Origin of the sequence: Devosia sp., assembly GCF_030689745.1 — a bacterium.
In the GTDB taxonomy this organism is placed as follows: domain Bacteria; phylum Pseudomonadota; class Alphaproteobacteria; order Rhizobiales; family Devosiaceae; genus Devosia; species Devosia alba.
The window spans coordinates 16,691-43,625 of record NZ_JAUYGL010000003.1; the positions used below are offsets into that span (position 1 = coordinate 16,691).

General features: G+C 60.0%; 29 protein-coding genes. 20 read left to right on the plus strand and 9 right to left on the minus strand.

The window, feature by feature from the left end:
- The first annotated feature begins 31 nt into the window (after window positions 1-31).
- From Q8O80_RS00100 to Q8O80_RS00145, 10 genes are all read left to right on the plus strand, one after another.
- On the plus strand, window positions 32-478 hold the full coding sequence (locus Q8O80_RS00100) for a hypothetical protein (RefSeq protein WP_305575649.1): 447 nt from the start codon (window positions 32-34) through the stop codon (window positions 476-478).
- Between the two features lie 90 nt (window positions 479-568).
- Window positions 569-1,201, plus strand: a complete 633-nt coding sequence (locus Q8O80_RS00105; protein ID WP_305575651.1) for a LysE family translocator — start codon at window positions 569-571, stop codon at window positions 1,199-1,201.
- An 18-nt stretch (window positions 1,202-1,219) separates the two neighbouring features.
- Window positions 1,220-2,629 (plus strand): dihydrolipoyl dehydrogenase, encoded by a 1,410-nt coding sequence (gene lpdA, locus Q8O80_RS00110; RefSeq protein ID WP_305575653.1) that lies wholly within the window; start codon window positions 1,220-1,222, stop codon window positions 2,627-2,629.
- Window positions 2,630-2,937: 308 nt separating this feature from the next.
- A complete protein-coding gene (locus tag Q8O80_RS00115; RefSeq protein WP_305575655.1) occupies window positions 2,938-3,915 on the plus strand; it encodes a TRAP transporter substrate-binding protein in 978 nt (325 codons plus the stop codon).
- A 56-nt stretch (window positions 3,916-3,971) separates the two neighbouring features.
- Window positions 3,972-4,523: a TRAP transporter small permease gene (locus Q8O80_RS00120; RefSeq protein WP_305575656.1), complete on the plus strand. Its 552-nt coding sequence runs from the start codon at window positions 3,972-3,974 to the stop codon at window positions 4,521-4,523.
- A 7-nt stretch (window positions 4,524-4,530) separates the two neighbouring features.
- A complete protein-coding gene (locus Q8O80_RS00125; protein ID WP_305575658.1) occupies window positions 4,531-5,817 on the plus strand; it encodes a TRAP transporter large permease in 1,287 nt (428 codons plus the stop codon).
- Window positions 5,817-6,548: a FadR/GntR family transcriptional regulator gene (locus Q8O80_RS00130; RefSeq protein ID WP_305575660.1), complete on the plus strand. Its 732-nt coding sequence runs from the start codon at window positions 5,817-5,819 to the stop codon at window positions 6,546-6,548. Before Q8O80_RS00125 ends, Q8O80_RS00130 begins: the two co-directional genes overlap by 1 nt.
- A gap of 19 nt (window positions 6,549-6,567) precedes the next feature.
- Window positions 6,568-7,410, plus strand: coding sequence for a 5-dehydro-4-deoxy-D-glucuronate isomerase (gene kduI / locus Q8O80_RS00135; RefSeq protein WP_305575662.1), 843 nt, complete (start codon window positions 6,568-6,570; stop codon window positions 7,408-7,410).
- Between the two features lie 23 nt (window positions 7,411-7,433).
- The gene (gene kduD, locus Q8O80_RS00140; protein WP_305575720.1) at window positions 7,434-8,171 is read left to right on the plus strand and encodes a 2-dehydro-3-deoxy-D-gluconate 5-dehydrogenase KduD; all 738 of its coding nucleotides are present in this window, start codon (window positions 7,434-7,436) and stop codon (window positions 8,169-8,171) included.
- 3 nt (window positions 8,172-8,174) lie between these two features.
- A complete protein-coding gene (locus Q8O80_RS00145; RefSeq protein WP_305575664.1) occupies window positions 8,175-8,510 on the plus strand; it encodes a cupin domain-containing protein in 336 nt (111 codons plus the stop codon).
- Between the two features lie 158 nt (window positions 8,511-8,668).
- Here Q8O80_RS00145 and Q8O80_RS00150 read toward each other — a convergent pair whose 3' ends face one another.
- Entirely contained in the window at window positions 8,669-9,292 is a 624-nt protein-coding gene (locus tag Q8O80_RS00150) for a hypothetical protein (protein WP_305575666.1), read from the minus strand.
- Window positions 9,293-9,369: 77 nt separating this feature from the next.
- Here Q8O80_RS00150 and Q8O80_RS00155 point away from each other — a divergent pair, with 77 nt between their 5' ends.
- The 4 genes from Q8O80_RS00155 (at window position 9,370) to Q8O80_RS00170 (ending at window position 13,726) form a co-directional block, all read left to right on the plus strand.
- Entirely contained in the window at window positions 9,370-9,984 is a 615-nt protein-coding gene (locus Q8O80_RS00155) for a trimeric intracellular cation channel family protein (RefSeq protein WP_305575668.1), read from the plus strand.
- Between the two features lie 129 nt (window positions 9,985-10,113).
- Window positions 10,114-11,325, plus strand: a complete 1,212-nt coding sequence (gene uxuA / locus Q8O80_RS00160; RefSeq protein WP_305575670.1) for a mannonate dehydratase — start codon at window positions 10,114-10,116, stop codon at window positions 11,323-11,325.
- A gap of 121 nt (window positions 11,326-11,446) precedes the next feature.
- On the plus strand, window positions 11,447-13,318 hold the full coding sequence (locus tag Q8O80_RS00165) for an ATP-binding protein (RefSeq protein ID WP_305575672.1): 1,872 nt from the start codon (window positions 11,447-11,449) through the stop codon (window positions 13,316-13,318).
- Window positions 13,319-13,330: 12 nt separating this feature from the next.
- The gene (locus Q8O80_RS00170) at window positions 13,331-13,726 is read left to right on the plus strand and encodes a response regulator (protein ID WP_305575674.1); all 396 of its coding nucleotides are present in this window, start codon (window positions 13,331-13,333) and stop codon (window positions 13,724-13,726) included.
- Here the strand turns inward: Q8O80_RS00170 and Q8O80_RS00175 are convergent.
- Window positions 13,723-15,078 carry a pyridoxal phosphate-dependent aminotransferase family protein gene (locus tag Q8O80_RS00175; RefSeq protein WP_305575675.1) on the minus strand — a complete coding sequence of 452 codons (1,356 nt, stop codon included), beginning with the start codon at window positions 15,076-15,078 and terminating at the stop codon, window positions 13,723-13,725. The two genes, Q8O80_RS00170 and Q8O80_RS00175, sit on opposite strands and share 4 nt — an antisense overlap.
- Window positions 15,079-15,283: 205 nt before the next feature.
- Here Q8O80_RS00175 and Q8O80_RS00180 point away from each other — a divergent pair, with 205 nt between their 5' ends.
- The gene (locus Q8O80_RS00180; RefSeq protein ID WP_305575676.1) at window positions 15,284-17,683 is read left to right on the plus strand and encodes a bifunctional diguanylate cyclase/phosphodiesterase; all 2,400 of its coding nucleotides are present in this window, start codon (window positions 15,284-15,286) and stop codon (window positions 17,681-17,683) included.
- A gap of 178 nt (window positions 17,684-17,861) precedes the next feature.
- Here the strand turns inward: Q8O80_RS00180 and Q8O80_RS00185 are convergent, their stop codons facing one another.
- From Q8O80_RS00185 to Q8O80_RS00205, 5 genes are all read right to left on the minus strand, one after another.
- A complete protein-coding gene (locus Q8O80_RS00185) occupies window positions 17,862-18,152 on the minus strand; it encodes an MTH1187 family thiamine-binding protein (protein ID WP_305575678.1) in 291 nt (96 codons plus the stop codon).
- A gap of 7 nt (window positions 18,153-18,159) precedes the next feature.
- Window positions 18,160-18,894: an ABC transporter permease gene (locus Q8O80_RS00190; RefSeq protein ID WP_305575680.1), complete on the minus strand. Its 735-nt coding sequence runs from the start codon at window positions 18,892-18,894 to the stop codon at window positions 18,160-18,162.
- Window positions 18,891-19,703: an ABC transporter permease subunit gene (locus Q8O80_RS00195; RefSeq protein WP_305575682.1), complete on the minus strand. Its 813-nt coding sequence runs from the start codon at window positions 19,701-19,703 to the stop codon at window positions 18,891-18,893. The genes Q8O80_RS00190 and Q8O80_RS00195 overlap by 4 nt, the downstream gene beginning before the upstream one ends.
- Before the next feature lie 161 nt (window positions 19,704-19,864).
- Window positions 19,865-20,617: a transporter substrate-binding domain-containing protein gene (locus Q8O80_RS00200; protein ID WP_305575684.1), complete on the minus strand. Its 753-nt coding sequence runs from the start codon at window positions 20,615-20,617 to the stop codon at window positions 19,865-19,867.
- Window positions 20,618-20,673: 56 nt separating this feature from the next.
- Window positions 20,674-21,471 (minus strand): ABC transporter ATP-binding protein, encoded by a 798-nt coding sequence (locus Q8O80_RS00205; RefSeq protein ID WP_305575686.1) that lies wholly within the window; start codon window positions 21,469-21,471, stop codon window positions 20,674-20,676.
- A gap of 182 nt (window positions 21,472-21,653) precedes the next feature.
- On the opposite strand from Q8O80_RS00205, the gene Q8O80_RS00210 reads away from it, so the two are divergent.
- Window positions 21,654-22,445: a YdcF family protein gene (locus tag Q8O80_RS00210; protein ID WP_305575688.1), complete on the plus strand. Its 792-nt coding sequence runs from the start codon at window positions 21,654-21,656 to the stop codon at window positions 22,443-22,445.
- Between the two features lie 70 nt (window positions 22,446-22,515).
- Here Q8O80_RS00210 and Q8O80_RS00215 read toward each other — a convergent pair whose 3' ends face one another.
- Complete coding sequence (locus Q8O80_RS00215) at window positions 22,516-23,310, minus strand: response regulator (protein ID WP_305575690.1); 795 nt, start codon at window positions 23,308-23,310, stop codon at window positions 22,516-22,518.
- 189 nt (window positions 23,311-23,499) lie between these two features.
- Between Q8O80_RS00215 and Q8O80_RS00220 the strand changes: the two genes are divergently transcribed.
- Window positions 23,500-23,688 (plus strand): NepR family anti-sigma factor, encoded by a 189-nt coding sequence (locus Q8O80_RS00220; protein ID WP_371136058.1) that lies wholly within the window; start codon window positions 23,500-23,502, stop codon window positions 23,686-23,688.
- A 4-nt stretch (window positions 23,689-23,692) separates the two neighbouring features.
- Complete coding sequence (locus Q8O80_RS00225; protein WP_305575694.1) at window positions 23,693-24,247, plus strand: RNA polymerase sigma factor; 555 nt, start codon at window positions 23,693-23,695, stop codon at window positions 24,245-24,247.
- Here Q8O80_RS00225 and Q8O80_RS00230 read toward each other — a convergent pair.
- The gene (locus Q8O80_RS00230) at window positions 24,244-24,612 is read right to left on the minus strand and encodes a response regulator (RefSeq protein WP_305575696.1); all 369 of its coding nucleotides are present in this window, start codon (window positions 24,610-24,612) and stop codon (window positions 24,244-24,246) included. The genes Q8O80_RS00225 and Q8O80_RS00230 overlap by 4 nt on opposite strands.
- Window positions 24,613-24,809: 197 nt before the next feature.
- Between Q8O80_RS00230 and Q8O80_RS00235 the strand changes: the two genes are divergently transcribed.
- Entirely contained in the window at window positions 24,810-25,502 is a 693-nt protein-coding gene (locus tag Q8O80_RS00235) for a Crp/Fnr family transcriptional regulator (protein WP_305575722.1), read from the plus strand.
- 26 nt (window positions 25,503-25,528) lie between these two features.
- Window positions 25,529-26,920 (plus strand): sensor histidine kinase, encoded by a 1,392-nt coding sequence (locus Q8O80_RS00240; RefSeq protein ID WP_305575698.1) that lies wholly within the window; start codon window positions 25,529-25,531, stop codon window positions 26,918-26,920.
- The last annotated feature ends 15 nt before the right edge of the window (window positions 26,921-26,935 follow it).

The following is a 26,935-nucleotide window of genomic DNA, read 5'->3' on the forward strand; positions in this document are numbered from 1 at the left end:
GCTAGCGCGGTTTTCTGGAGTTGAGCGTCTGTTGCGTCCCCTGATCTGTTCCGCCGTCATCTGCCTTGCCGCTCTGGCCCCCGCCCATGCCCGGGCTGCGACTGACCTTGAACTGGTCGGCGAACTGATGGCTTTTCACGGGACCAAGGCGATCGTGTCGGCCATGACGACACATTGCTATGAAACCACCGGGCTCGACAGTGCCTACCAGACGGCCAACGACAACTGGTACCTGCGCAATATCGGCTTTTTGGAGCTGGCCAATCGGGTTGCCGAGCGGCTGGGGGGCGGCACACCCGAGGAAGTTGTCGCGGCCGAGACCTATGGCGGCACACAGATCATGAGCGCCTACAATCAGGCAAAAGACAAAGACAGTTTCTGCCAGGCGTTTGTCGAGCAGGTGAACAGCGGCGCTCTCGATATCGACGAGAGCCTGCCCGGGCCGCTGAAACAGGCGCAGGCAATAGCCGCCCAGTAGTCGCGCGCATATTGGCGGTTTGCGAACGGGGCAGAACTGGCTAAACAGAGATGCCCGCTTGGACGGACTTGACGCAGCAATTGGTGCCCGATGGATTTCCCCTGGCTCGAATTTCTTGGCTTGATGCTAGCCTTCGGCATCAATGCGGTGATCCCCGGCGCCGATTTTGCCGTGGTGCTGCGGCAGTCGATTGCCCATGATCGACGGGCTGCGTTGTTCACCTCCGCCGGACTGGCCGTTTCGATTCTGGTGCATGGCAGCTACACGCTGCTGGGCGTCGGGCTGATTGTGAGCCAGTCGCTGCTGCTGTTCAACGTGCTGAAATGGCTGGGCGCGGCCTATCTGGTCTATCTGGCCATTGCGGCGCTGCGCAGTCCGCCGCCCAAACCGCCGATCGAGGGCGAACTGGCTGGCGCGCGACGCGGCGATTTTGCGGCGTTTGCGCTGGGTTTTTTGACCAATCTGCTCAATCCCAAGGCCGTGTTGTTCTTTCTGGCGCTATTTACCAGTCTGGTCTCGGTGCATACCGGCGGTGATATCAAAGTGTTCTATGTGGCCTGCATGAGCATGATGCTTTTTGCCTGGTTCGCATTGGTCTCGGTTTTCTTTACGACAGCGTCGGTACGACAAGGTTTTTTCCGCTTTGGCAGGTGGTTTAATCGGGTCACCGGCATTACCTTCATCTTGCTGGCCGTGCGTGTCGCACTGGCGCAGCAACACTAAACAGTTTCGGGGCTTCCAATGGCAGACGTTTTTGACCTCACCATTATCGGCTCGGGTCCGGGCGGCTATGTCGCAGCGATCCGCGCGTCGCAGCTTGGCATGAAGGTTGCCGTGGTGGAGAAATGGGCCACCCATGGCGGCACCTGCCTGAACATCGGCTGCATCCCGTCCAAGGCGCTGCTGCACGCTTCAGAGCTGTTCGAGGAGGCCGGGCATGGCTTCAAGGCGCTGGGGATTGATATTCCCGCGCCAGTGCTGAACCTCAAGCAGATGATGACCCACAAGACCGAGACGGTTGCCGCCAATGTTGGTGGGGTGGATTACCTGTTCAAGAAGAACAAGATCACCACGTTCCAGGGTATTGGCACCATCGCAGCGCCAGGCAAGGTGCATGTGACGCCGCAGAATGGCGCGATGATCGAGATCGACAGCAAGAATATCGTGATCGCTTCGGGGTCGGTTTCGGCCAATTTGCCGGGGATCGAGATCGACGAGAAGAAGATCGTAACCTCTACCGGCGCGCTGAACCTGGAAAAGGTGCCGGGCAAGCTGGTCGTGGTTGGCGCGGGCGTGATCGGTCTCGAACTGGGGTCCGTCTGGGCGCGCCTGGGCAGCCAGGTGACGGTGGTTGAGTATCTGGACCGCATCCTGCCTGGCATGGACAGCGAAGTGGCGCGGCAGTTCCAGCGCATGCTGCAAAAGCAGGGCATGGAGTTCAAGCTTTCGAGCAAGGTGGCTGGCGTCGACAAGCAGGACGATGGTTCGCTCAAGGTGAGTGTGGAGCCGGCGAAGGGTGGCGCGGTCGAGTTGCTCGATGCCGATGTGGTGCTGGTGGCCATTGGCCGTAAACCCTACACTGAAGGCTTAGGCCTCGACATTGTGGGCGTGGCGCTGGACGAGCGTGGCCGGGTACGGGTGGATGGCCAGTACAAGACCTCGGTCGACGGCATCTATGCGATTGGCGATGTGATTGCTGGCCCGATGCTGGCGCACAAGGCCGAGGATGAAGGCATTGCCGTGGCCGAAATCCTGAACGGGCAGGCCGGACACGTGAATTACGGGGCCATTCCGTCGGTGGTCTATACCAGCCCCGAAGTTGCCAGCGTGGGCAAGACTGAGGATGAACTCAAAGCCGATGGCATTGAGTACAAGATCGGCAAATTCCCGTTCAGTGCCAATGGACGGGCCAAGGCAATGCTGGCGACGCAGGGCTTCGTCAAGATCCTGGCCGATGTCGACACGGACCGGGTGCTGGGCGCCCATATCGTCGGCAAGAATGCCGGCGAGATGATCCACGAACTGGTAGTTCTGATGGAATTCTCTGGTGCCGCCGAAGATCTGGCCCGCTCAATCCATGCCCACCCGACCCTGTCGGAAGCGGTGCGTGAAGCGGCTCTTTCCCTCGGTGACGGTGCGATCCACATCTAATCAGTGTTCGACAGTTTTGAGAATGTGGCAGCGCCGCCCGGGTCATCCCTGGCGGCGCTACTGTTTGGTGATAGGCGTTGAGGCGGGCCATGGGTGTCTGAAATTCATCATACAACATGAACATTATTGTATGTTGACTATCCTGCGGTTCTTCCATACCAGTTTACAGACCAAGGTCGGGGCAGGGTTCAGGAAATGCATCGGGCTTGAGTGGCGGGGGCAACCCTGTGCTGCAATGAACGGCATCGGTTGCGACGGGCTCGGAGGATGTGCCCGACTGGTGTCATCAGACATTTGGGAGGACATCTATGTTTCATCTGCCTAAACTGGCAGCGACGGCACTCGTCGCTGCAACCCTGATGGTTTCAACAGCCAGTGCCCAGACGGCGCTGCGCTCATCGGACACGCATCCCGATGGCTATCCGACCGTTGAGGCGGTCAAGTATTTCGGCGAACTGCTGAGTGAAAAGACCGGTGGCCGTTACACGGTTGAGGTGTTCCACTCGGCTCAGCTGGGCGAAGAAAAAGACACAATCGAACAGACCCAGTTCGGCGTGATTGATCTCAACCGTATCTCGATTGGCGCATTCGGCACTCAGGTGCCAGCGGCCACCGTGACACAGCTGCCCTATATCTTTCGCTCGGTCGATCACTTCCATGCCGTGCTTGACGGCCCGATCGGTGACGAAATCCTTGCGGCATTTGATGCTGTGGATCTGAAGGCACTGGCCTATTACGACGGTGGCGCCCGCTCGTTCTACAATAGTGGCAAGCCAATCAACTCGCTTGCTGACCTTGATGGCATGAAACTGCGCGTGATGGGGTCGGACGTTTTTGTCGACATGGTCAAGGCGCTGGGCGGCAATGCCACGCCAATGCCGTATGGCGAAGTGTATTCGGGCATTCAGACCGGCGTTATCGACGGTGCTGAGAACAACTACCCAAGCTACGACACTGCGGGCCACTTCGAAGTTGCCAAGTTCTATTCGCTCGATGAACACCTGATGGTGCCCGAAGTGTTGGTAATGTCCAAGATCGTCTGGGATCGCCTGTCGGCCGAGGACCAGGCGGCCGTTCAGGCAGCCGCCAAGGAATCCGTGGCCAGGCAGCGTGAGCTCTGGGTTGCACAGGAACTCGTTTCCAAGGCCAAGGTTGAAGCCGCCGGCGCGGTTATCAACGAAGTGGACAAGGCTCCGTTTATCGAAGCCATGGCCCCGGTTTATGAAAAATATGTCACCGATCCTGCGCTGCAGGACCTGGTCGCCCGTATCCAGGCGACCAAGTAGTCACAGTCTCAGGCCGGCATTTCGGTGCCGGCCTGATTGTTGAACAAGGCGGCGTGGTGGCCGCGTTTACCCGGGAGGCTATCTTGAGAGTCTGGCTGCTGTCGGTGAGCCGCGTGCTTGGACGCCTATCCACCCTCGCCCTATGGCTGGCCGGATTTGGTTTGGTGGCCATGACCAGTATTGTTGCCTATCAGGTCTTCATGCGCTTTGTGATCAACTCATCCCCCGCCTGGACCGAAGGCGGCGGCATCATGGTCATGAGCTGGTTTATCTTCCTTGGGGCAGCCGTGGGCGTGCGCGAGAAGTTCCACATGGGCTTCGACGTACTGCTTTATGTGTTGCCCAATGGTTCATTGCCGTGGCTGCGTGGCATCAGCGACGTCTTCATCTTTATTTTTGCGGGCGGCATGGTGTTCTACGGTTCGGAACTGGCGATCCGGTTCTGGTCGACGACAATTCCCGTGATCGGGCTGCCCACCTCATTCACCTATTTCCCGATTATCGTGTCGGGCGCGCTGATTTGCCTTTTCATCATTGAGCGCATGGCGCTTCGCCTGGCAGGCGAGCCGGTTGATGACGTCAACCCGAACGAAATCACCGAGGTCTGACAGAACGATGGAATTTCTCATTCTCTTTGGTGTGTTCATCGGGCTGATGATCATCGGAACACCGATCGGCTTCTGCCTGGGCATCGCGAGCTTTGCGACCGTGGTCTATCTGGGCTTGCCGCCGGTCGTGGTATTTCAGCGGCTGAATTCCGGCGTGTCGATGTTTACGCTGATGGCCATTCCCTTCTTCATCTATGCCGGTGACCTGATGATGCGCGGTGGCATTGCCTCGCGGATCATCACCTTTGCCGGGTCGTTGATCGGGCATGTGCGGGGAGGCCTGGGTCAGGTCAATATTCTGGCGTCGACGCTGTTCGGCGGTATATCCGGGTCTGCCGTGGCGGAGGCTGCTGCCATTGGTGGCATTATGGTGCCGCAGATGAAGGAACGCGGCTATGGCGCCGACTATGCAGTAAATGTGACGTCCATGGCGGCGTTGATCGCCCTGTTGATGCCGCCAAGCCATAACATGATCATCTATTCGATCTCTGGCGGCGGCAATATCTCGATTGCCGACCTGTTTACCGCTGGTGTCATTCCTGGCTTGTTGCTGGCCGGCGCACTGATGCTGACGGCCTATGTGGTGGCGCGCAGGCGGGGCTATCCGACCGAACCGTTTCCGGGCTTCGGAATGGTCGGGCACTATCTGGTGATTGCCATTCCCGGCCTGATGCTGATTGCCATCATCTTTGGCGGTGTGCGGTCGGGAATTTTTACCGCGACCGAAAGCTCCTGTATCGCGGTGCTATATGCGCTGCTGGTGACGCTGCTCGTGTACCGCACGATGAGCTGGAATGAGTTTGTCCACTCGACGCTGAACGCCGTCAAGACGACTGCCATGGTGCTGTTCATTATCGGTGCGGCGGCCGCGTTCGGCTGGCTGATGGCCTATCTCAAGATCGCCACCATCATGATTGATTTCATGACCAATATTTCGGACGATCCACTGGTCATCCTGTTGCTGGTCAATGTGCTTCTGCTGGTGCTGGGCACGTTCATGGATATGGGACCGCTCATCATCATTACCACGCCGATCTTCCTGCCGGTGGTAAGTTCGTTCGGCGTCGATCCCGTGCATTTTGGGGTGATCATGATCCTCAATCTGGGGATTGGGCTCAATACGCCACCCCTGGGGCCCGTGCAGTTTGTTGCCGCTGCCGTGGGAAAGATATCGATCTGGGAAGCGATGCGCTCGATCTGGCCGTTCTATGGCGCCGGCGTCGCGGTGCTGGGCCTTGTTACCTATATTCCTGCCCTGTCGCTGTGGCTGCCGGCGCTGTTCCGGGGGAACTGATGAGTGTGAATGACGAGAGGCTTGCGCCCGCCAGAAGGCCCAAACTGGCTGATCTGGTGATCGGAGCGCTGCGCAAACGGATCAGTGAAGGCGAGTACGAGGCGGGCGGCAAACTGCCCACCGAGAACCAGATGACCGCGATCTTCGGGGTCAGCCGCACCGTGGTGCGTGAGGCCATCGCCGCACTGTCCGCTGATGGCCTGGTGCAGTCGCGGCAGGGTGCCGGCGTCTTCGTGATGACCAATGCTGCCAGTGCGTTTGCCGCCATTGGGGCGGAGCGCTCGAACAAGATTTCGGTGGCGCTCAATGTGCTCGAAGTGCGCATGGGCATTGAGATCGAGGCTGCTGCCCTGGCCGCTTTACGGCGTAGTGCCAGCCAGGAGGCCGCGATCCAGGAGGCGTGGAACGAGTTCGAGCGCCTGCTCACGCAGGGAGCACCCACCGGCAAATCCGATTTCGCGTTCCATCGCGCCATCGCTGCAGCAACCAACAATCCATTCTACATCGAGGTGCTCGATGGTCTGGGCAGCCGGACTATTCCATGTGATGTGGTCTCGCCCTGGCGTACAGAAAGCTCCTTGACGCTGGAATACCAGCAGGGACTGCAGCGAGAGCACCTCGCCATTCTCCAGGCCATCGCGGCGCAGGACGCGGAGGGCGCGCGCGAGGCGATGCGCCAGCATCTCTGGCTTAGCCAGGAGCGCTATCGCCAGCGGCTACGCGATCAATAGACAGGACACAGGACAGACCATGAGCACCGATTTCGATATCCGTTTTGCCATTGATCCGGTGAGCGCGAGCGCCATGAATACCGAGGAGTTGCGTGAGCACTTCCTGATCGAGGAGTTGTTCACCCTGGGTGGGGTGAACTGGACCTATACCCATTATGACCGGATGGCCGTTGGCGGTGCGATGCCGGGCGCCAGCGCGCTCGAGCTGGCGGCGATCAAGCCGACCGGCACCGAGAACTTCCTCGATCGTCGCGAGTTGATTGCCGCCAATATCGGGGGGGCAGGCACCATTGAGGTGGATGGTGTTGTCCATGCCGTTGGCACTAAGGACATGCTCTATGTCGGCATGGGCAACAAGGATGTGCGCTTTGCTTCGGCCGATGCCGCCACGCCGGCAAAATTCTATCTGCTCAGTGCGCCAGCCCATATGCAGCATCCCACCAAATTGATCCGTCAGGCTGATGCCAAGCGCCTCGATCTGGGCAGCAAGGAAGCGGCCAATGAACGCTCAATCTTCCAGTTCGTGAACGCCGACAGCGTCAGGACCTGCCAGCTCGTGGTGGGGCTGACCAGCTTTGCGCCGGGTTCGGTGTGGAACACCATGCCCGCCCACATCCATGATCGGCGCATGGAGGCCTATCTGTATTTCGAACTCGATCCCGCAGCAATCGTCGTGCACCTGATGGGTGAGCCGGATGAAACGCGCCATCTGATCGTGCGCAATGAGCAGGCGATCATTTCCCCACCCTGGTCGATCCATGCGGGTGCTGGCACGGGCTCCTATACTTTCATCTGGGCAATGGCGGGCGACAATGTCGACTATACCGACGTTGAAAAGATCGGGATGGATGAACTGCTGTGATCGACCTTTCTGCATTTAGCCTTATGGGCAAGACCGTGATGGTCACCGGTGCCAATACGGGCATCGGGCAAGGCATCGCGCTGAGTGTCGGGCGGGCCGGTGGCAAGGTGATCGGCGTCGGACGCTCGGGCATGGATGAGACGGCGGACCTGTTGGCGGATGCGGGGGCGGCGTTTGTCGCGGTCAAGGCCGATCTGGGTTCGACCGCGGCAGCGCAGGCGATGTTTGATGCGGCCTGGGCCGAACAAGGACCGATTGACGGGCTGGTCAACAATGCCGGGATCATCAGGCGTGCCGACGCGGTGGATTTCACTGAGGCCGATTGGGACGAGGTGATGGACGTCAATCTGAAATCGATGTTCTTCCTTTGTCAGGCGCTGGGCAGGAAGTCGCTGGCCGCTGGCCGTGGCGCGCAGATCGTCAACATCGCCTCGGTGCTGAGTTTCCAGGGCGGCGTCAGGGTGGCCAGCTATACCGCAGCAAAGAGCGGTGTGTTGGGGATTACCCGGTTGCTGGCCAATGAGTGGGCGGCCAAGGGCATCAACGTAAATTCGATCGCGCCAGGCTATATCGAGACCAACAATACCGAGGCACTGCGGGCCGATCCGGACCGGTCGGCCGCTATTCTGGGCCGTATTCCGGTGGGACGCTGGGGTGTTCCATCAGACATTGGCGACACGGCGGTGTTCCTGCTGTCGCGTGCATCCAACTATATGCATGGCGCCGTCATCCCTGTGGATGGCGGCTGGCTGGCGAGGTGAATCATGACTGAGCAGAAACTGTTCGCGCAGGCGGACGAAGGCGAGACCATCGAACTGGCGCCGGGCAATACGCGGCGAGTGCTGATCCACACGCCCGAGCTGATGCAGGTGGAATTCGGCTTCGACAAGGGCGCCGTTGGCGCGCTGCACAGCCATCCGCATGTCCAGGTCAGCTATGTCGCCGAAGGCAGCTTCGAGGTGACCATTGACGGGGTGACCGAGACGGTGGGGACCGGTGGCAGCTTCATCGTGCCCTCGGGGCTGGTGCACGGCGTGCTGGCGCTGGAAAAGGGCCGGCTGATCGATGTGTTTACGCCGCTGCGGGCGGATTTTCTGTAGCTGACGTTTCGGCTCCTGCGTTTCCCTCCCCCTTGTGGGGAGGGATCAAGAGTGGGGGAGTACGCGCTCGGAATTCTCGGAGGCAAACCCCCACCCGACCCCTTCGGGGCCACCCTCCCCACAAGGGGGAGGGAGGGCGCAGGACCGATGAGCCGGGTCTATGTGCCCAGTTCGCCCAGCATGGCGGCATAGGCGCTGTCATGTCTGCCAGACCAGTTGGCCATGCCGGGGTCGGTCAGCAGGCCGCGGCGGGGCGGGATGTAGCTCGAGATCCGGCGCCTGGGTCCTTCTGACCAGGTCAGATTAAAAGCGGCCAGCTTGGGGAAGAATTCCATCTCGCCATAGGGCAGATGATCATGCACCCACCAGGCCATGGCCTCCCAGTCGCCGGTGCGCTCGTAATAGGGCACGAAGCGATTGATCACGATGCAGGCGGTGGCCCCCATATGACCATCAGCGTCGCGGCGGTCCCAGATATGGCCGGCATAATTGGCTTGGTTACGACTGCAATTGAGCTTGTTGATATTGCCAAAATGGTTGACCGCCGACGAACGGTAGGCGGAGCGAATGGCAATGCGGCCGAAGCGAGCCTGCAGCGGCTCAAGCAGGTTCTGACACAAGGCGGTGCCAGCCGCGATAGCGAGCTCGGGGTCGTCAGGAATATTGGGTATGGCGTGGATGGTCGCTATCTCGGAATAGAGAAAGTCACGCAGGAAGAAGTTGGACGACAGGCGGACGCGACCGAGATATTCAAGACCCTTGACGCTGCTGGGTTGGCGCATGATGAGCTCCGGCTTGGACACGGGCATGGTGCGCTATAGCTTAGCGTGCACAAACCCGATTATGACGGCAGGACCAGATGCTCATCACCATTTTTTATATTGCCATCACCGCTGAAGCGATGACGGCGGCTCTGGCGGCCGGGCGGCGGCAGATGGACTGGTTCGGGGTCTGCATGCTTGCCTGTGTGACGGCGTTGGGGGGCGGCTCGGCGCGCGACATCATCCTGGGCCACTATCCGCTGGTCTGGGTGAGCAATCCTTGGCTGCTCGTGCTGGCCTGCGGGGCGGCGCTGCTCACCATTGTCATCGCGCGCGCGGTGCACAAGCTGCGCTGGCCATTCCTGCTGCTCGATGCGCTGGGCCTGGTGGTGTTTACGATCATCGGCTGCAATGTGGCCATGGAGATGGGACAGCACCCGGTGATCGTGATCATGGCGGGCATGCTGACGGGGATTGTCGGCGGCATCTTGCGCGACGTGCTGTGCAACGACATCCCGCTCGTGTTCAGCGGGGAGCTGTACGCGACGGTGTCGGCGCTGACCGGGATTGTATATTTCGGCGGCCTGATGCTGGGCTGGCCGCTTGACCTGGTGATCATCGGGGCAATGACCATCGGTTTTTCCCTGCGGGTGATGGCCATTGTCTGGAAATGGGAAATGCCGCGCTTTGTCTATGACAAGGATTTGCGATGAAATCGGGCGTGCCCATGGTGCGCCAATGCCTGCCCGTCGTGGCCCTGGCTGAACCCGCCAACAAATAGACCTTCTCAGCCGCACCCGGTTGTGGCATGGCACTACCATACAAGAATATGGAGCACTATCTTGCGACAGACGTGGCGGTGGTTCGGGCCCAAAGACCTGTGCAGCATTGACGATATCACACAGGTGGGCGCTCAGGGCGTGGTCAGCGCCCTGCATCACGTGCCCAATGGCGTGGTGTGGACGACCGAAGAGATCGCCAAACGGCATGAAGAAATCGCCACCCGCAGGGATGGTATGGCCTCGGGACTGAGCTGGGACGTAGTAGAAAGCCTGCCGGTGTCGGAAGACATCAAGAAACAGAACAATGACTGGCGCGGTCATATCGAGAACTACAAGCTTTCGATGCGCAACCTGGCCGATAGCGGCATTGAGGTGATCTGCTACAATTTCATGCCGGTCCTGGATTGGACTCGCACTGATCTGCAGTGGAGCGTGCCCAATGGCGGCTCATGCATGCGGTTTGATATCCATGATTTTGCGGCATTCGATATCCATATTCTGCAGCGAAACGGCGCCGGCGCCGATTACACCAATGCGATTGCAAATGAGGCCGGTCGCCGCGCGGCGGCGCTGGACGATGCCGGCAAGAAGCAGCTGGCACGCAATGTGACCATGGGGTTGCCCGGTTCCACCGAATCCATGTCGCTGGATGATGTGCGAGCACATCTGTCCGAATATGCCGGCATCAGTCGCGAGCGGTTGCAGGCGAATTTTGTCGATTTCCTTGAGGCGATCATTCCACTGGCGGAGGATCTGGGCCTGCGCTTTTGCTGTCACCCCGATGATCCGCCATTCGCCTTGCTGGGGTTGCCGCGGGTGATGTCAACCGAGGCCGACTACACCTATATCCTCGATGCAGTCGATAGCCCGGCCAACGGGGTGACACTGTGTTCTGGTTCGCTTGGCGCGCGTCCGGACAACGACCTGCCCGGCATGATGGAACGGCTCGGCGACAAGGTGCACTTCCTGCACCTGCGCAACGTCAAGCGCGACAATGACGCCATTGTGGGATCGTTCTACGAAGCCGAGCATCTGGCGGGTGACACCGATATGGTGGCGCTGATCGCTGCGGTGCTGCGTGAAGAACGCAAGCGCAAGGCGGCCGGCCGCAAGGATCACTCTATCCCCATGCGGCCCGATCATGGCCAGGATATTCTGGATGATCTGGGACGGCGGTCGCAGCCGGGCTATCCGACAATTGGCCGAATGAAAGGCCTGGCCGAACTGCGCGGTGTGATGACAGCCCTTGAGCATCAACTTGTGCAGCTATAGGGCTGGTGCACGGCCAAAGGTTGTGGGCTTAGTGTACCGCGGTGCAATAGTTTACGACTTCTAAAAGTGTTGTGCCCACTCTGCGGCGAGTACCGGCGTGAGGCGCAAAGTGAAAATTACGATGGCTTTCGCTAGAGTGGTGGACTGGTTCATCGCTCCGCATCTGGCAAAGGACCTGCACACGCGCAAGCGCGTGCAGATGTTCATTATCAGCCACATTTTCGGGCCGTTCATCGCGACACCGATTCCGCTGTTTCTGTGGTTTGCCGATCCTGACCCCTGGCCGCATGTGCTTATTCTGGCGGCATCCATCTATGGTTTCTGGCCATTTCTGGCGCTGGTGAAGCTATTTCCGCGCGCCTATACGCTGCTGGCAATGGCCTCGGTGACAAACCTGTCCTTCTGCATCTTGTGGGGTACCTATAATTACGGCGGTGCCAGCTCACCATTCCTGGTGTGGTTCGTGCTGACGCCGCTTTTGGCGTTCATGTATATGGGCTCGAGCTGGACCGCCCGAGTGTTCGTACTGGCCCAGATCACGCTGGGTCTGGGGGGGTTGTACGGGGTGCACGTTTATGGCGATTTCCCCGAGCACATTGCGATCGAAAACATGGTGGTGGCCGGCGTGCTGTCGGCGCTGGGGGCCAATATCTATGTGTTCATGATGGCGGCCTACTACTCAAGCGTGGTAGACAGCCAGTCCGAGCTGATCAAGGAAATTGGCCGGCACCAATATACGTTGAAGGCCCTGACCAGCGCCAAGGACGAGGCCGAGCGGGCCAATAATGCCAAGTCCGACTTTCTGGCCAAGATGAGTCACGAGCTGCGCACGCCGCTCAATGCCGTACTGGGTTATGCCGAACTCCTGCTGGAGGACGCCGAACTGGACGGGCGTGGCGAGCAGATCGCCGATCTGCAAAAGATCAGCGCCGCCGGCAAACATCTGCTGGCCATGGTCAACGACATTCTCGATATCTCCAAGATTGAGGCGGGCAAGATGGCCCTGCACATCGAGAATGTGGATCTGCACGATTTGATCGACGAAGTTGCATCCACCGGCCGCTCGATGGCCGCCAAGAACAGCAACAGCTTCGTCATCGAGCGCGGTGACGATCTCGGGGTGATCCGTGCCGATGCAACCAAATTGCGTCAGGCGGTGTTCAACCTGCTGTCGAATGCCGCCAAATTTACCCATAATGGGACCATCACCCTGGCGACCAGGCGCGATGGGAGCTGGATTGAAATCGCCGTACTCGACACTGGTATCGGCATTTCCCGGGAGCAGCAGTCGATGCTGTTTTCAAATTTTAGCCAGGCAAATGCCAAGATTGCTGCGGTCTATGGCGGCACCGGGCTTGGACTGTCGCTGAGTCAGAATCTGTGCCGGCTGATGGGCGGTGAAATTGAGATTGAGAGCGAAGTGGGTCGGGGGAGCCGCTTTACCATTCGTCTGCCGGTGCGGGTTGAGCCAGCTGCGGCGGCGCCGCAGAGTAACCCAATGGAGGAGAAGCTCACGCCCGCGGAGAGAGAGTTTCTTGACGAGGCCGAGGATGATCAGCAGAGTTCTGCTGGCAAGGCCGGGTCGAGCGAGCCTCTGGAGCACGACAAGCGCCAACGGATTCTGGTGATTGATGACGACCCCAATTTTCTGGATTTAGCCGAGCGGCTGTTCGTCCGCGAGAATTACACGCCGATCTGTTCGGACGCGCCACAGTCGGCACTGCAACTCGCACGAACCGTCAAGCCGGCTGCGATTTTCCTCGACATTCTGATGCCCGGGTTCGATGGTTGGGACGTGCTGGCGGCGCTTAAAGCCGATCCGGCGACGGCTGACATCCCCGTGATCATGATTTCCATTCTGGCGGAACGTGGTAAGGCGCTCGCCGCGGGGGCAGATGGCATTGTGATGAAGCCGTTGGACGCGGCAAAGGTGAAGGCAACTCTGGCCGCGCTCAAGGCAACACGCGGGCGCACCAAAGACGCCGCAGTTTAGAATGGATGGTGAATGGCTCTGATCCTAATTATCGAGGATAACCCGATCAATCGTGATGTGCTGGGACGCCGGCTGGAGCGGCGAGGCTTCGCCATTCGCTTTGCCGAGGATGGCCCAAGCGGCATTACCGCCGCCAAATTGCTGATGCCCGATGTGATCCTGATGGATATCGGGCTGGGCGAGATGGACGGCTATGAAGCAACGCGATGCATCCGGGCCGATCCGGCGACCGCAGCCGTGCCAATCATCGCCCTGACCGCCAGCGCGTTTGAATCCGATCGCGTCAAGGCACTGGCTGCTGGCTGCATCGACTTCGATACCAAACCTGTGGATCTGCCGCGCCTGCTGGGCAAGATAGCGGCAGTCATGGGCACCAAGACACCCATGGCGGCGACGGATCAGAACTAGACGCTTGCGTCCTGGGCGCCGGGAAGCGCAATGGCTTTCCCGCCTTCGTGGCCCAGGCGATATTCAAGATCGGCGTCGCGCATGGCGCTGGCCAGGATGGTGACGACCTCCTCGATGTCCTGCCGGCTGTGCGATGCCATAACCTGGAAGCGGAACCTGGCGCCGCCTTGGGGAACCGCCGGGTATTCCACCAGATTGGCAATACCGCCTCGGGCCATCAGATGGCGCGAAGCGAAGCGCCCAACACCCTCCAGGCCCAGGCTGACGGGCACGATGGGCGATGGATCGCCGAGCACCTCCAGGCCGGCGCGGGACAATTCGGCGCGCAGGTAAAGGATATTGTCCATCAATTTGCGGCGCAGGACGCGACCTTCCTCAGAGCGCACGATCTTGAGGGCGGTCAGCACCGTGGCAGCCTGCACGGGGGACAGGGCATTGGAGAAAGTGTGGGTGGCGCTGTAATACTTGAGATATTCGGCCGCAGCCCTGGTCTTGACGGCGATGAAGCCGCCATTGGAGGCGAAAGTCTTGGAGAAGCTGCCGATGATGATGTCGGCGCTATCCATCGCGTTCTGCAGGCCAAGATGGCCAAGGCCATCATCGCCCACAGAGCCCAGATCATGGGCGCAATCGACCAGCAGGGTGGCATTGAACCGATCGCACAGGGCGCGCATGGCAGCCAGGTCGGGCGTATCGGAGTGCATTGAGAACAGGCTTTCGGTCACCACCAGAATACCGTTCTCGGTATCAGCGGCGCGGATGCGTTCCAGCTTGCGGGTCAGCGCGTCGAGGTTGAGGTGGCCGTGATAGTGAATGTTGCGCGTGGCGGCCTTGGCACCTTCCTGCAGACAGGAATGGGCGAGAATGTCGAGGACGACGTGGTCATCGCTGCGTACGAAGCCCTGGACCGAGCCATAGCCGGCCTGCCAGCCGGTGGGATAGAGCACGATCTCACGACCACCCAGAAACGCCGAAAGACCCTGCTCGAGCAGGAGCGAGTTGGTGGTGTTGCCCAACAGCGCCGCGGATCCGGCGCTGTGCACGCCATATTCGCCAATGGCCTCGATCGCGGCCTGCTTGATGGCAGTGTGCGATGAAAGGCTCAGATAGTCCTGGCTGGCGAAGTTGATACCCGCGAAGCTGTCGCCGGCGTCACTCAGGGCGTTACAGCGTGCCTGCGGCGCCGATGCGGTGGAGCGCGCGTAGGGCCACAGATCATGATCGCGGCGCAGGTCCTGCCACTTATAAAAGCCGGTCACCCGCTGCATCAGATCGGTGCCCTGCGGCGAGCGAAAATCCCTCAGGCTTCCGGTCAGAGCAGCTTCAGGAACGGGTTTAAATTGTACACTCATTGACGCTCTCCACACGCGATTCGCCGGGGTCCCACGCGGCCGAACCTAGTGAGGCGGCTTGAATGGCGGCTTAACGTGAGTTGTTTTTTGTGGGATCTGGGCCTGCCAGAAACTGGGACTGTAGATGTGCCATTGTGACACGAATGAATGGCATGCGGGTCGCCAAACTCACGTAAAATTAAGGGCTTTCGTTCAAGCTCGCGGCATGAGTGTCACCGGCAAGACGGGCCTGATTTCCCTGGTCAATGGGTTCGTTGATCGCGCCATTGGCGCGGACGTCCTGCCATTGGCTGTGCGGCAGAAATTGCTGCGCCAGCAATTGGAATCAGTGGGCGTGATGATGCCTGCCATGCTGGGTGGCACGGTCGTGGTGTCAGCGGTGTTCTTGCTTCTGAGCTGGGGCGCTTCCGGGTTCTGGTTGCTGGCCGCTATCATTGGCATGATTAACCTGCTGCAGGCGCACGCCGTGTTTCTGGCCCGGAAGTTCGCCGCGTTGGAAAGCCGTCAGCAGGCAGGCACATCACCTGCGCGCACGGTGCTGTATGCGTTGATGCTGGGCACGCTGTGGGGTGTGGTGTTCAATTTGTTGCCGGTTGATATGAACAGCACGGTGCGCGGCGCCGCCACGATCGTGGCCGGCGGGCTGCTCTGTATCTCGATGATGGCGTTGGTGAATTACCCACAGGCGCTGGCGGCGTTCACCATCCCGCTGCTTGTCGGCGTGCTGGGGACGGCGTTGGGGATCGGCTCCTCGCCTGACCTGTGGGTGCAGGCGGTGTTGCTGATGGCGTTCACCGCCATCATGGCGCGGATCACGTTCGACCACGCGGCGGCCTTTGTTGCGCATCGAGCCTCAGAGGGGCAGTTGCGCGAGAAGCGCGAGATTATCGGGCTCCTGCTGGGCGAATTCGAGCAAAGCACTTCAGACTGGATCTGGGGCTTTGATGCCCAGGGCGCGATCAACCGCATGTCGAGCGGCTTCACCGCGGCAACCAGTGTGGCCGAGCAAGAGTTGGTTGGCGCGGATTTCGTGTACTTCATGCAGGGTATCACGCCGCCCGACGACCCGCTCATGGGCCAGTTGATACGCGATATCGCCGCGCAGGAGACATTTCAGGATATCGAGCTGCGTGTGACGGCAGCAGGGACAGACTGCTGGTGGAGCCTGACGGGCACCCCAGCGCGCGATGAGTTCGGCGCCTTTGTGGGTTATATCGGAACCGGTTCGGACGTCACCGGGCGCAAGCTGGCAGAGCGCCGTATGACGACGCTGGCCCATTACGATGTGATGACGGGTCTGTTGAACCGCAACAAGTTCACCGAACAGCTCAATAGCTGCGTGGGGCGACTGGAACGCTATGGTGCGCCGTTCTCGGTGATGGTCCTGGATCTGGATCGGTTCAAGTCGGTCAATGACAGCTGGGGGCATTTGGCTGGTGACCGTCTGCTGGCGCAGGTGGCCAAGCGGATTGCCGGCCTGGTGCAGGAGCCAGGTCTGGCAGCCCGGTTGGGGGGCGATGAGTTTGCCATCATACTGCCCAATAGCGGCGATGCCGACAGCGTTGCCCGGCTGGCCGACCAGCTCATCGAAGAGGTCCGGCGACCCTATCTTCTTGATGGCGACGAGGTGAATATCGGCATGAGCATCGGCGTCGCCATGGCGCCGGTGAACGGCACGCGGCCTGATCAAATCTTGCGTCACGCCGATCTGGCGCTATACCGCGCCAAGGACGATGGACGCTGCGTCTACCGGTTCTTTGAAAGCGAGATGGACAATGCGGCGCGCGAGCGCCGGATGATCGAGGTAGAGCTGCGTGATGCCATAACCAAGGGCGAACTGGTGCTGTACTACCAGCCCATGGTGTCGGCTGAGGATGAGCAGCCGGTCGGGTTCGAGGCGCTGATCCGCTGGAACCATCCGAGCCGGGGCCCCGTGCCGCCGGCCGAGTTCATCCCGGTTGCCGAGCACTCCAATCTGATTGTTGATATTGGGGACTGGACCATCCAGCAGGCCTGCCTGACGGCCGTCGACTGGCCTGAACATTTAAACGTTGCGGTGAATTTGTCGGCCAAGCACTTCCGGCGTTCCGATGTTGCGCAGGTGGTGCAGAAGGCGCTGAACCAGTCCGGCCTGGCACCGGGCCGGCTAGAGATCGAAATCACCGAAGGTCTGTTGCTGGAAGACCCCGACGAGGTGGTGCGCAAGCTGGGCGAGCTGCGCGCGCTGGGCGTCATCATTGCCATGGATGATTTTGGCACCGGCTATTCCAGCTTGAGCCATCTGCTGAAATTTCCGTTCGACAAGATCAAGATCGACCGCTCATTTGTTCACGCCTCAGGCGAGGATGACGTGGCGCGCGACATCCTCAAAGCCATCGCCGCGCTGGGTCGCACGCTCCAGCTCAAGATCACCGCCGAAGGCGTCGAGACGCGGGCACAGGCAATGTTCCTGACCGAGCTCGCCTGCCACCAATTGCAGGGTTACTACTTTGCCCGGCCGCTGGACCCCGCCGAGATGCTGCATTATCTGCTGACCCGCGTGCCGGGGCGGGCAGGGGTGGTCAAGGCAGAAGCCGAGAGGCAGTTGGCGGCAATCGCCGGGTAGGCTGCGCGCAGATGCCCGAATCCGCAGGATCAGCTTGGCAATGCTGGCGCCTGGTTTGGCAGGCGACCATGCGCGGACGCGTTGGCAGTGTCGACTTTGTAGCAATTGAGCGTGGCCGAGGTGCGGACGTGCTAATGGCCAGCGTCATCTGGTGCCGTCCAATGGACATTGTGGAATGCTACTGGTCGAGGCTGGCGAGTTTGTCGGCCATGGATTGGGGTTTGTCGGTGCGGGTGGAAAACACCATGGTGCAGAATACCCGTTCGACGCCCAGCTCGGTCAGGCGGGCGCAACAGGTCTCGACCAATGTGGTGACTGCGGCCATTTCGCCCTCGATATTGGTGCCGTTGGCATGCATGACATGCACCAGGCCCGAGGCCTCGATGATGGTGCGGATTTCGCGCACATAGGCCGAGACCGATGGGCCTACGCCCATCGGGACGATGCATAAATCGGCGATGATTTTCATGGTGAGCCTATCTGATCCATTTGGGCATAAACCGCATGCGCGGCGCGGCCGGCATGTGCCGCATCAGCCGTTTATAGACCAGCCCGAACAGGAAGAAGATCACCAGCGATACGGCAAGGAAGTACAGCGCCGCTACCGAGAAGTGCAGAAAGGCGTTGTAGTCGCGTTCGAACAATTCCTTGGCGGTGATCATGACGTCCTTCTGCAGGCCGATCACCGGCAGCGCGAAATAGACAATTGCGGTGGCGTGGAACAGGAATACCACTTCATTGGTATAGGCCGGCCAGGCCAGACGGATCAGATTGGGCCAGACTACCTGGCGGAACTGCTGGCGCCGGCTCATGCCATAGGCGCGGGCGGCCTCGACTTCGCCGCGTGGCACGGCGCGCAGGGCACCATAGAAGATTTCGGCAGTATAGGCGGCCGTGTTCAGTGTCAGCACCAGCGGACCGATGAACAGGGGATGCAGCACGAACCAGGACAGGCCCAATGGCTTCCACAAGCTGATATTGAAGGAGAGGGTCAGCGAATAGATCATGAAGAACTGGATGAACAGCGGTGAGCCGCGAAAGGCGTAGATGAAACCGCGACTAAGGCGCGAGATCAGCGGATTGGCAGAGTCCTTGCCGAGCGCCAGAAACACTGCCGCCACGAAGCCAAGCGGGATCGAGGCCACGGCAAAGTAGATGTTGAACACGATCGCCGGCGCGAACAGGGCGAGTTCCTCAATGAACCAGGTCATGAGCGCGCCTCGCTCAGAATGCCCCGACCGGCGCGATTCATCAGCGCGCCAAACGCCTTTTCGGAGGCGAAGGTCACCAGGATATAAAAAACGAAGAGCACCAGGTAGTAGCGCCAGCGCCAGTCGTCATGGACCAGGCCGACCGCGGACAGATAATTGGGGGCGCCCAGGCGATCGGCCCAAAGCACGATATCGGCGATCTGCAGCAGCGACAGCAGCGAGGTCGCCTTGACGATCAGCATCCAGACATTGGAGAGGCCAGGCAGGGCGTAGACCCACATCTGGCGAATATGGACGCGCCACAGCACCTGCGTGGCCGACATGCCATAGGCGCGTGCGGCTTCAAGCTGGCCCTGGGGCACCGAGCGCATCGCGCCGTGGATCACATTGGTGGCGAAGGCGCCATAGACCAGACCGAGCGAGACCGAGGCCAGGATCAGATATTCGGGCGTGCCGAGAAACCAGTTGGCCTCCTTGCAGGGCGGCCAGGTGGCGGATTGAGCGGCGAGGGTTTCTGGGGTGCAGACCTGGCTGGCCATGAACCATTCGACAGCCTGTTCGAAGGCCAGCGGAAAGAACAAGAAGAACAGTACGTCCGGGACGCCTCGCACAATAGAGGAATAGGTCGAGCCGATCAGCCGCAGCGCAAAGAAGCGAGAGTTCTTCAACGTAGCGCCGGCAAGACCGAATATCACTGCCAGCATGCCGCCGGCGAGCGCCGCAAAAATGGTGAACTGGAAGCTGGCATACCAGGTCAGGTGCTTGCCATTGGTCAGATAGCTCAGCCAGAAGGCGAGATTGTCGCTCATGGGCTGGTCCAGATAGGCAAGATCATTGGGTTATCCCGAATGCGCTCGCTCCCCTGATGGGGAGCGATGGGTGGGGCTGTTACCGGCCTCCATCCCTGTGACGAAAACCCCGCCCTTGATCCATTCCCAAGGGGAGGGATCAAGGGCGGAATGGTCGGGGCTTACTGAGCGTAATAGGGGCCGCGACCGTCAAACCACTGAGCGATCAGCTTGTCCATTGTGCCATCGGCCTTGAGGGCGGTGATGGCATCATTCAGCGTGGCCTCAAGTGCGGCTTCGTCTTTGCGCAGGCCGGCAGCCATGCCATCGCCGATCATGATTTCGGGACCGATATACTCGATCGTGCCGTTGGAAGCAGCGACGATGGGGTCGACATAGGCTCCATCGGCGAAGATGACGTCGAGATTGCTGGCGGCCAGATCGGCGACAGCCTGGTCGGCAGTGTTGAAGACGATGACTGTATTGTCTGCTGCCAGATTGTCCTGGGCGTAAGTCGCCTGGATGGTGCCACTCTGCGCGCCGATGCGCACGCCCGAGAGATTATCAAAGTCGATTTCGGTGCCGGCGAGGGCCACATAGCGGGATGGATCCGCGGGGAAATATTCCTGGGTGAAATTGATGGTCTGGCGGCGCTCATCGGTAATCGACATGCCGGCCATGATCACGTCGTAGTTGCCGGCGAGCAGGTTGGGGATGATGGAATCCCAGTCATTGGTGATGATTTCGCAGGTAAGGGCGGCTTGCGCACAGATCGCGTTGGCCAGATCAATCTCGTAGCCGGCGGGCTTGCCGCTGTCATCGAGGAAGTTCCACGGAGCGTAGGCGCCTTCTGTGGCGATGCGCACCGTCTCCTGGGCCTGGGCTGTGGTGCCGAGCACAATGAGCGCGGCGGCGGCAAGAATGAGCTTTTTCATGGGTTTCTCCGTTGCGTGTTGCTTTTTGCAGGCGTCCATTGAGCGGACCCTGTCGCCTAGTCGTGTTTGGCGGCATTGAGGAATTGTTTTAGGCGCGCTGACTGTGTCGCGTCAAAGACCTGATCAGGTGTGCCCTCCTCTTCGATGGCGCCCTGATGCAGAAAGATTACCCGATCGGAGACCGAGCGGGCAAATTCCATGTCGTGGGTGACCAGCACCATGGTTCGCCCTTCATCGGCCAGCACCTTGATGACCCGAAGTACTTCCACTTCAAGTTCGGGATCGAGCGCTGATGTTGGCTCATCAAACAGCATGACGCGCGGATTAATGCACAAGGCGCGGGCAATGGCAGCGCGTTGCTGCTGGCCGCCCGATAACTGGGCGGGATAGGCATCGGCCTTTTCACCGATACCGACCTTGTCGAGCATGGCACGCGCCTCTGCCTCGACCTCGCTGCGGTCGCGCTTCTGCACGATCAGTGGCGCTTCCATGACATTTTGGAGGATAGTCAGATGCGCCCACAGGTTGAAGCTCTGAAACACCATGCCCAGTTCCGAGCGGATGCGGCGGATTTGGCGCTCGTCAGCAATCTGGCGATGGGGCGCATCGCCGCTCAGCTTGATTTCTTCGCCATCAATGCTGACCGAGCCACTATCGGGAACTTCGAGCATGTTGATGCAGCGTAACAGGGTGGATTTGCCCGAGCCGGACGAACCGATGAGCGAAACTACTTCGCCCTCACAGGCGACAAAGGAAATGCCCTTGAGCACTTCGAGTGCACCGAAGGACTTGTGCAGATCGCGAATGGCCACGACCGGCAATTTCTCCGCATTTGCGGCCGCAGCTTGCGCCATGCTCACCCAATGGCCTGCGCGAACAGGCGTCTACTCGACTGGTGGTTGCCTTTTTCTGAGGCTGGCAACCTTGACCGCCTGCAACAAAAGCAGAAGCAGAGGAGATAGCAAGCGGAAATCGCCATGGCTAGGCGGTACGGCATGCTGTATCGGCTGAGACGGGATGGCGGGAGGGCCGGGCGATGTTCTTTGTGGTGTCAAAGCTGTTCTGGCTGATGGTGCAGCCGATCAGCTTGAGTTTCGGCCTCGTGCTGCTGGGCGGTCTGCTGGTGACATGGGGGCGCAGGCGATTTGGGCTGATGCTGGGCAGTGCCGGTTTGATGGTGCTGGGGCTCAGCGCGTTTACCTCGCTGGGCTTTCTGCTGATCGCACCGCTGGAAGATCGCTTTGTTCGGCCCGCAGCCATGCCGCAGAGGGTAACAAATATCGTGATGCTGGGTGGTGCAACTGTGGGACGGGTGAGTGCGGCACGTGCCGTGGCCGAACTCAACGAGGCCGGCGACCGGCTGGTAGAGACATTGCGTCTGGCCCAGCTCTACCCTCAATCCAGGATCGTATTGAGCGGTGGCTCTGGCGCGCTGGGGGGTGACATCGAGGCAGAGGCTGTCACCGCCGAGCGGTTTTTTGTTGCGATGGGCATAGCGCCGGATCGGGTGCTGCTGGAGGACCAGTCGCGCAATACGGTGGAGAACGCCCAACTGACCGCGGCCCTCCTCGGACCGGGATCGGGCGTCACTGTACTGGTGACATCCGCATTTCACATGCCACGCGCTGTGGGATTGTTCCGCGCGGCGGGAATGACCGTTATCGCCTGGCCGGTGGACTATCGCAGCACGGGTGCCGAGAGCATCGGGTTTGACCTGGTCAACCCGGTGCTCAATCTGACCACTACCGGCGTGGCGATGCGCGAATGGATCGGCCTGCTGGTCTACGCGGCCACCGGGCGGATCGAAAGCCCGTTCCCTGCGCCCTAGGCAGAAGGCCCGAGTTTAAAAAAAGGACCGGCGAACCGGTCCTTTTGCGTCAATTATGGTCCTAGCAAACTCACGCTGCGGCGCGTGAACCCTCGTCGAAGAACAGGGCCTGACTGATCAGGGCCTTGACCATATCGGGGTTGAAAGGCTTGGTGACGAGGAAGGTCGGCTCTGGGCGCTCGCCAGTCAGCAGCCGCTCGGGGAATGCGGTAATGAAAATTACCGGTACCGAATGGGTGTTGAGGATGTCGTTGACCGCATCAATGCCCGAGCTGCCGTCGGCGAGCTGGATATCGGCAAGGATCATGCGGGGCTGGTTCTTGGCGAACAGGGCGACCGCTTCCTTGTGGGTGCGGGCCACGCAGACCACCTTGTGGCCGAGGCTTTCAACCAGCTGCTCGATATCCATGGCGATAAGGGGTTCATCTTCGATGATCATGATTTCGGTCGCCACCTGGCGAGAAATCTCCATTGAAGCTTCGTCGATTAGCCCGGCGAATTCCTGATCGCTAACGCCCAGAATCTCGGCGGCCTGGGGATGGCTGAAACCTTCAACGGCGACCAGCAGGAAAGCCTGCCGCGGACGCGGGGACAAATTGGCAAGGTTGCTGGCAGCGCGTTGTTCCCAAGCATAGCTGGACACCGGCTCGGGCACCGGTACGGACGATGTAGAGAACAATGCGGAGAACAGCTTGTAGAGCGCGATACGGTCATTGCTGGCGACCGGAAACAGCGAAATATCGGCAATCAACGCCTCAAGCGTGGCGGCGACATACGCATCACCTGAGGTTTGTGATCCGGTTACCGCCCGGGAAAACCGCCGAAGATAGGGTAAATGCGGCGCGATCCGCGTGGACAAAGTCATTAAATGAACTCCCAGTGACGCTTAAGGCTCGTGTAAGCTCGTTGTAGACACACGAATTTGCATAACGGAGCCGTTGATGAATAGTTCCGGCGCTTGCGGAACTTTTTTAATCGTGGCGCATTAGGCTACCAAATAACACTGATGGTTTCGATACGCATGAAAAAGGACAAACTTTTGAGCCAGCAACGGATGCGGACGCAGACGGCGGGGGCAGATGACGGGCTCGGTCCAAACACCGATATCGGGTCGCGTTTGCGTGCGCTTTATGGGGCCGTGCAGGACGAAGGCGTTCCCGACCAGTTGCTCGACCTGCTGGAAAAGCTTGATAGCGCCGAGCAGCAGCAAAAAGCGACAAGCACACCCCGAGACGGAGAGTAACGGCATGACCGCCGAACCGACGTCTTTCAAGCGCGAGATGCTTGCCACACTGCCAAGCCTGCGCGCATTTGCGGTCTCGCTGACCGGAAAGCACGACAAGGCCGACGATCTGGTGCAGGACACCGTGATGAAAGCCTGGGCCAAGCAAACCAGCTTCGAGATGGGCACCAATATCAAGGCGTGGTTGTTCACCATTCTGCGCAACGAGTTCTACAGCCAGATGCGCAAGCGGGGGCGCGAGGTGCAGGACACGGATGGCGTATTCACCGAACGGCTCTCGGTGCACCCACCCCAGTATGGCTCAATGGATATGCAGGATTTCAAAAAAGCGCTGGATCAGTTGCCAGATGATCAACGCGAAGCTGTGATTCTGATTGGGGCCTCGGGCTTTTCTTATGAAGAGGCCGCCGACATCTGCGACTGCGCGGTCGGCACGATGAAAAGCCGGGTCAGCCGCGCTCGCACGCGACTGCAGGACATCCTGCAGATTGTCGGTGAATCCGAGTATGGTCCGGATGCTGTCTCATCCCAGGTTACTACCCACAACCATTCATTCTAGTTGCGTTGATCGACAGCTGCGCCGATGGCGCGGCGGAAATCTTCTTCAAGCATCGGTTTGACAATAACAGGGGCGTCCGGGAAATCGGGATGCCCCTGCTGCATCGTGCTGTCGGCGGTAGTCACAATGAGGGCTGCGCCCGCTTCGTGCAGGCCGCGCAACAGGTCAGTGGTGGTGTGATAATCGTCGGCCAGCTCGACAATGGCCAGGTCAATGGCGGGCCATTGCTGACTGCAGGCGTGAGCCTCATGCGGCGAGCGGGCAAAGAGCAGTGCACCGGCTGACAGAGATTCGAGCATGGTCTGAATGTCGAGGGCGATTAGAAACTCTGCCTCGACGATGAGGACCGTATGTCCGTTGAGCATGCCAAATCCACCGCCAAAACCAGTTCAATGGGCGCGATCGATGACAGTGTCATTTAAATTTGACATGTCGAGGAACGCTTTGCCGGTCGGTCCGTTTGCTCTCTAATGCGTCTTCTTCAAGATCCCGGTGTCGCGTGAGTGTCGTTCTTCCCGCCCCCGGGCGCCGCGTGCCCTGTGAACAGTGCCCATTGCGCGCCATGCCCGGCTTCAGGCCGTTTGAAGCGGCAGAACTGCGCTTTGTGTCGACGTTCAAAACTGGTGAACTGGTTGCCGAACCTGGCGCGACCATAGTGCATGAGGGCGCGCATAGTTCGCACCTGTATACTTTGCTGTCCGGCTGGGCGTTTCGCTACAAATTGTTGGCGGACGGGCGGCGGCAGATTCTCAATTATATCTTGCCGGGAGACCTGGTGGGGCTGCAGGGCTCCATAATGGACGTGATGGAGCACTCGGTAGAAGCGCTGTCCAGTTTGGTACTGTGCGTATTTCAGCGTGACCGACTCCCGGAGCTGTTTCGAAATCACGCCGGTCTGGCATTTGATATTACCTGGCTGGCATCGCGTGAAGAGCTCATGCTTGACGACCATCTGCTGAGCCTGGGGCGGCGGACAGCGATGGAACGCGCTGCCTATCTGCTGGCGTTCCTGCACCAGCGGGCAACCTCGGTTGGTCTGGTATCCGAGCGTAGCCTGCTGATCCCCATCACCCAGCAGCATGTGGCGGATACGCTTGGCTTGTCGGTGGTTCATACCAACAAAACGCTGCGCAAGCTGGCCGATTGCGGGCTGATCCGCTGGCTGGATCGCGCGTGTGACGTGATCGATGTAGACGGGTTGATGAAGCTGGCCGCTTGGGAAGGGCTGCCCGCAGGGCGGCGGCCACTGATATGAGCATGCCGCCAGAATCCGCGCCCGGCATGAAAACTCTTGCGGACGATCCGGGGCAGCTGCCGCGTATGATGCAGCGGTTGGCGTTGCTGGTGTCGCTGACTTTGGTGGTGTTGGCAGTGATTGCCGCGCTGGTGCTGGTTCAGGGTATAGACCGGCAGATCGATGATGTGACGCGCACCCATGAAGTGCGCAACCATGCGCGCGAGCTGACGCTGTCGCTCATTGACGCAGAGAGCAGCGAGCTGGGCTATGTGCTGACGGGGGAACAACACTATCTCGAGGTTTATCGCCGATCCACGGCGGCTATCAGCACGCGGGCAAAGTCGCTGACTTCGTTGACCAAGCACGATCCGGAGCAGTCCGCCCGGTTGGCGGCGATCTTGGACGATATTGACCAACGCATGATCGAGTTGAAGCGCACCATGGATCTGGCGATGGCGCAGCGTATGCCCGAGGCGCGCGCCTTGCTGCTGAGCAGCGCCAGTGCGGGGCCGATGACACCGATGCGTCTGGCGCTTGAGCAATTCATCGGCGACGAAAGCCAGAAACTGCACGAGCGTAACCAGAGTATAGATCTGGCACGACTCTGGCTGGTTGGGGCCATCGTGGTGGCTTTGGCCGGAGCGGTTGCGCTGGCCTTTGTGCTGTTCACGCGGGCCCAGCGCGATGTGCGGATGCTGGCGCAAAATCGCCGGTTGCTACAGAGCGAGAACGAAGCTCTGGAAGCTCATGTGCGCGAGCGTACCCAGGCTGTCGAAGAGGCGCGCGAACACGCCGAGCGCGAACGACAGCGGGTTGAGGCTCTGTTGCAGGATACCAGCCATCGGATTGGCAATTCGCTGGCGACGGTGTCGTCGCTGCTGGGCCTGCAGCTGCTCCGCAGCGAATCTGATGAGGTCAAGCAAGCGCTGGAGGCCGCGCGGTCCCGGGTTCACGCCATTGCATCGGGCCATCGTCGGCTGCGTTTGGGTGATGATCTCGAAACCGCCAGAGCGGACGAGTTTCTTGAGGCGGTCCTGCAAGATATGGCGACTACCCTGTGCGATGCAGACGGGGTATCCTTGGTGGGTGAGTTCGAGCCGATTTTGATCAGTGCGCGAGATGCGACGACGATTGGCATATTGGTCGGCGAATTGGTGACCAATGCGCTCAAACATGCCTTCCCTGCAGGGCGGGCAGGGCGCATTCTGGTTTGGCTCAAGCGGGACGCAACTGGCGTACCAACACTGTCGGTTATCGATGATGGTGTGGGGATCGAGGAGAGCAGCCAGCCGGGCGAGGGCGGCCTGGGCTCGGTGATCATCAAGCAGTTGGCCTATCAGTTCGGTGGCGTGCCGGCGTATGAGCGGCGCCTGGAGGGCGGCCTGAAAGTGGTTGTGCCGCTGCCGGGAATTGAACAGCAGCAGGCACCAAATTGAATCCGGCTGACGGAG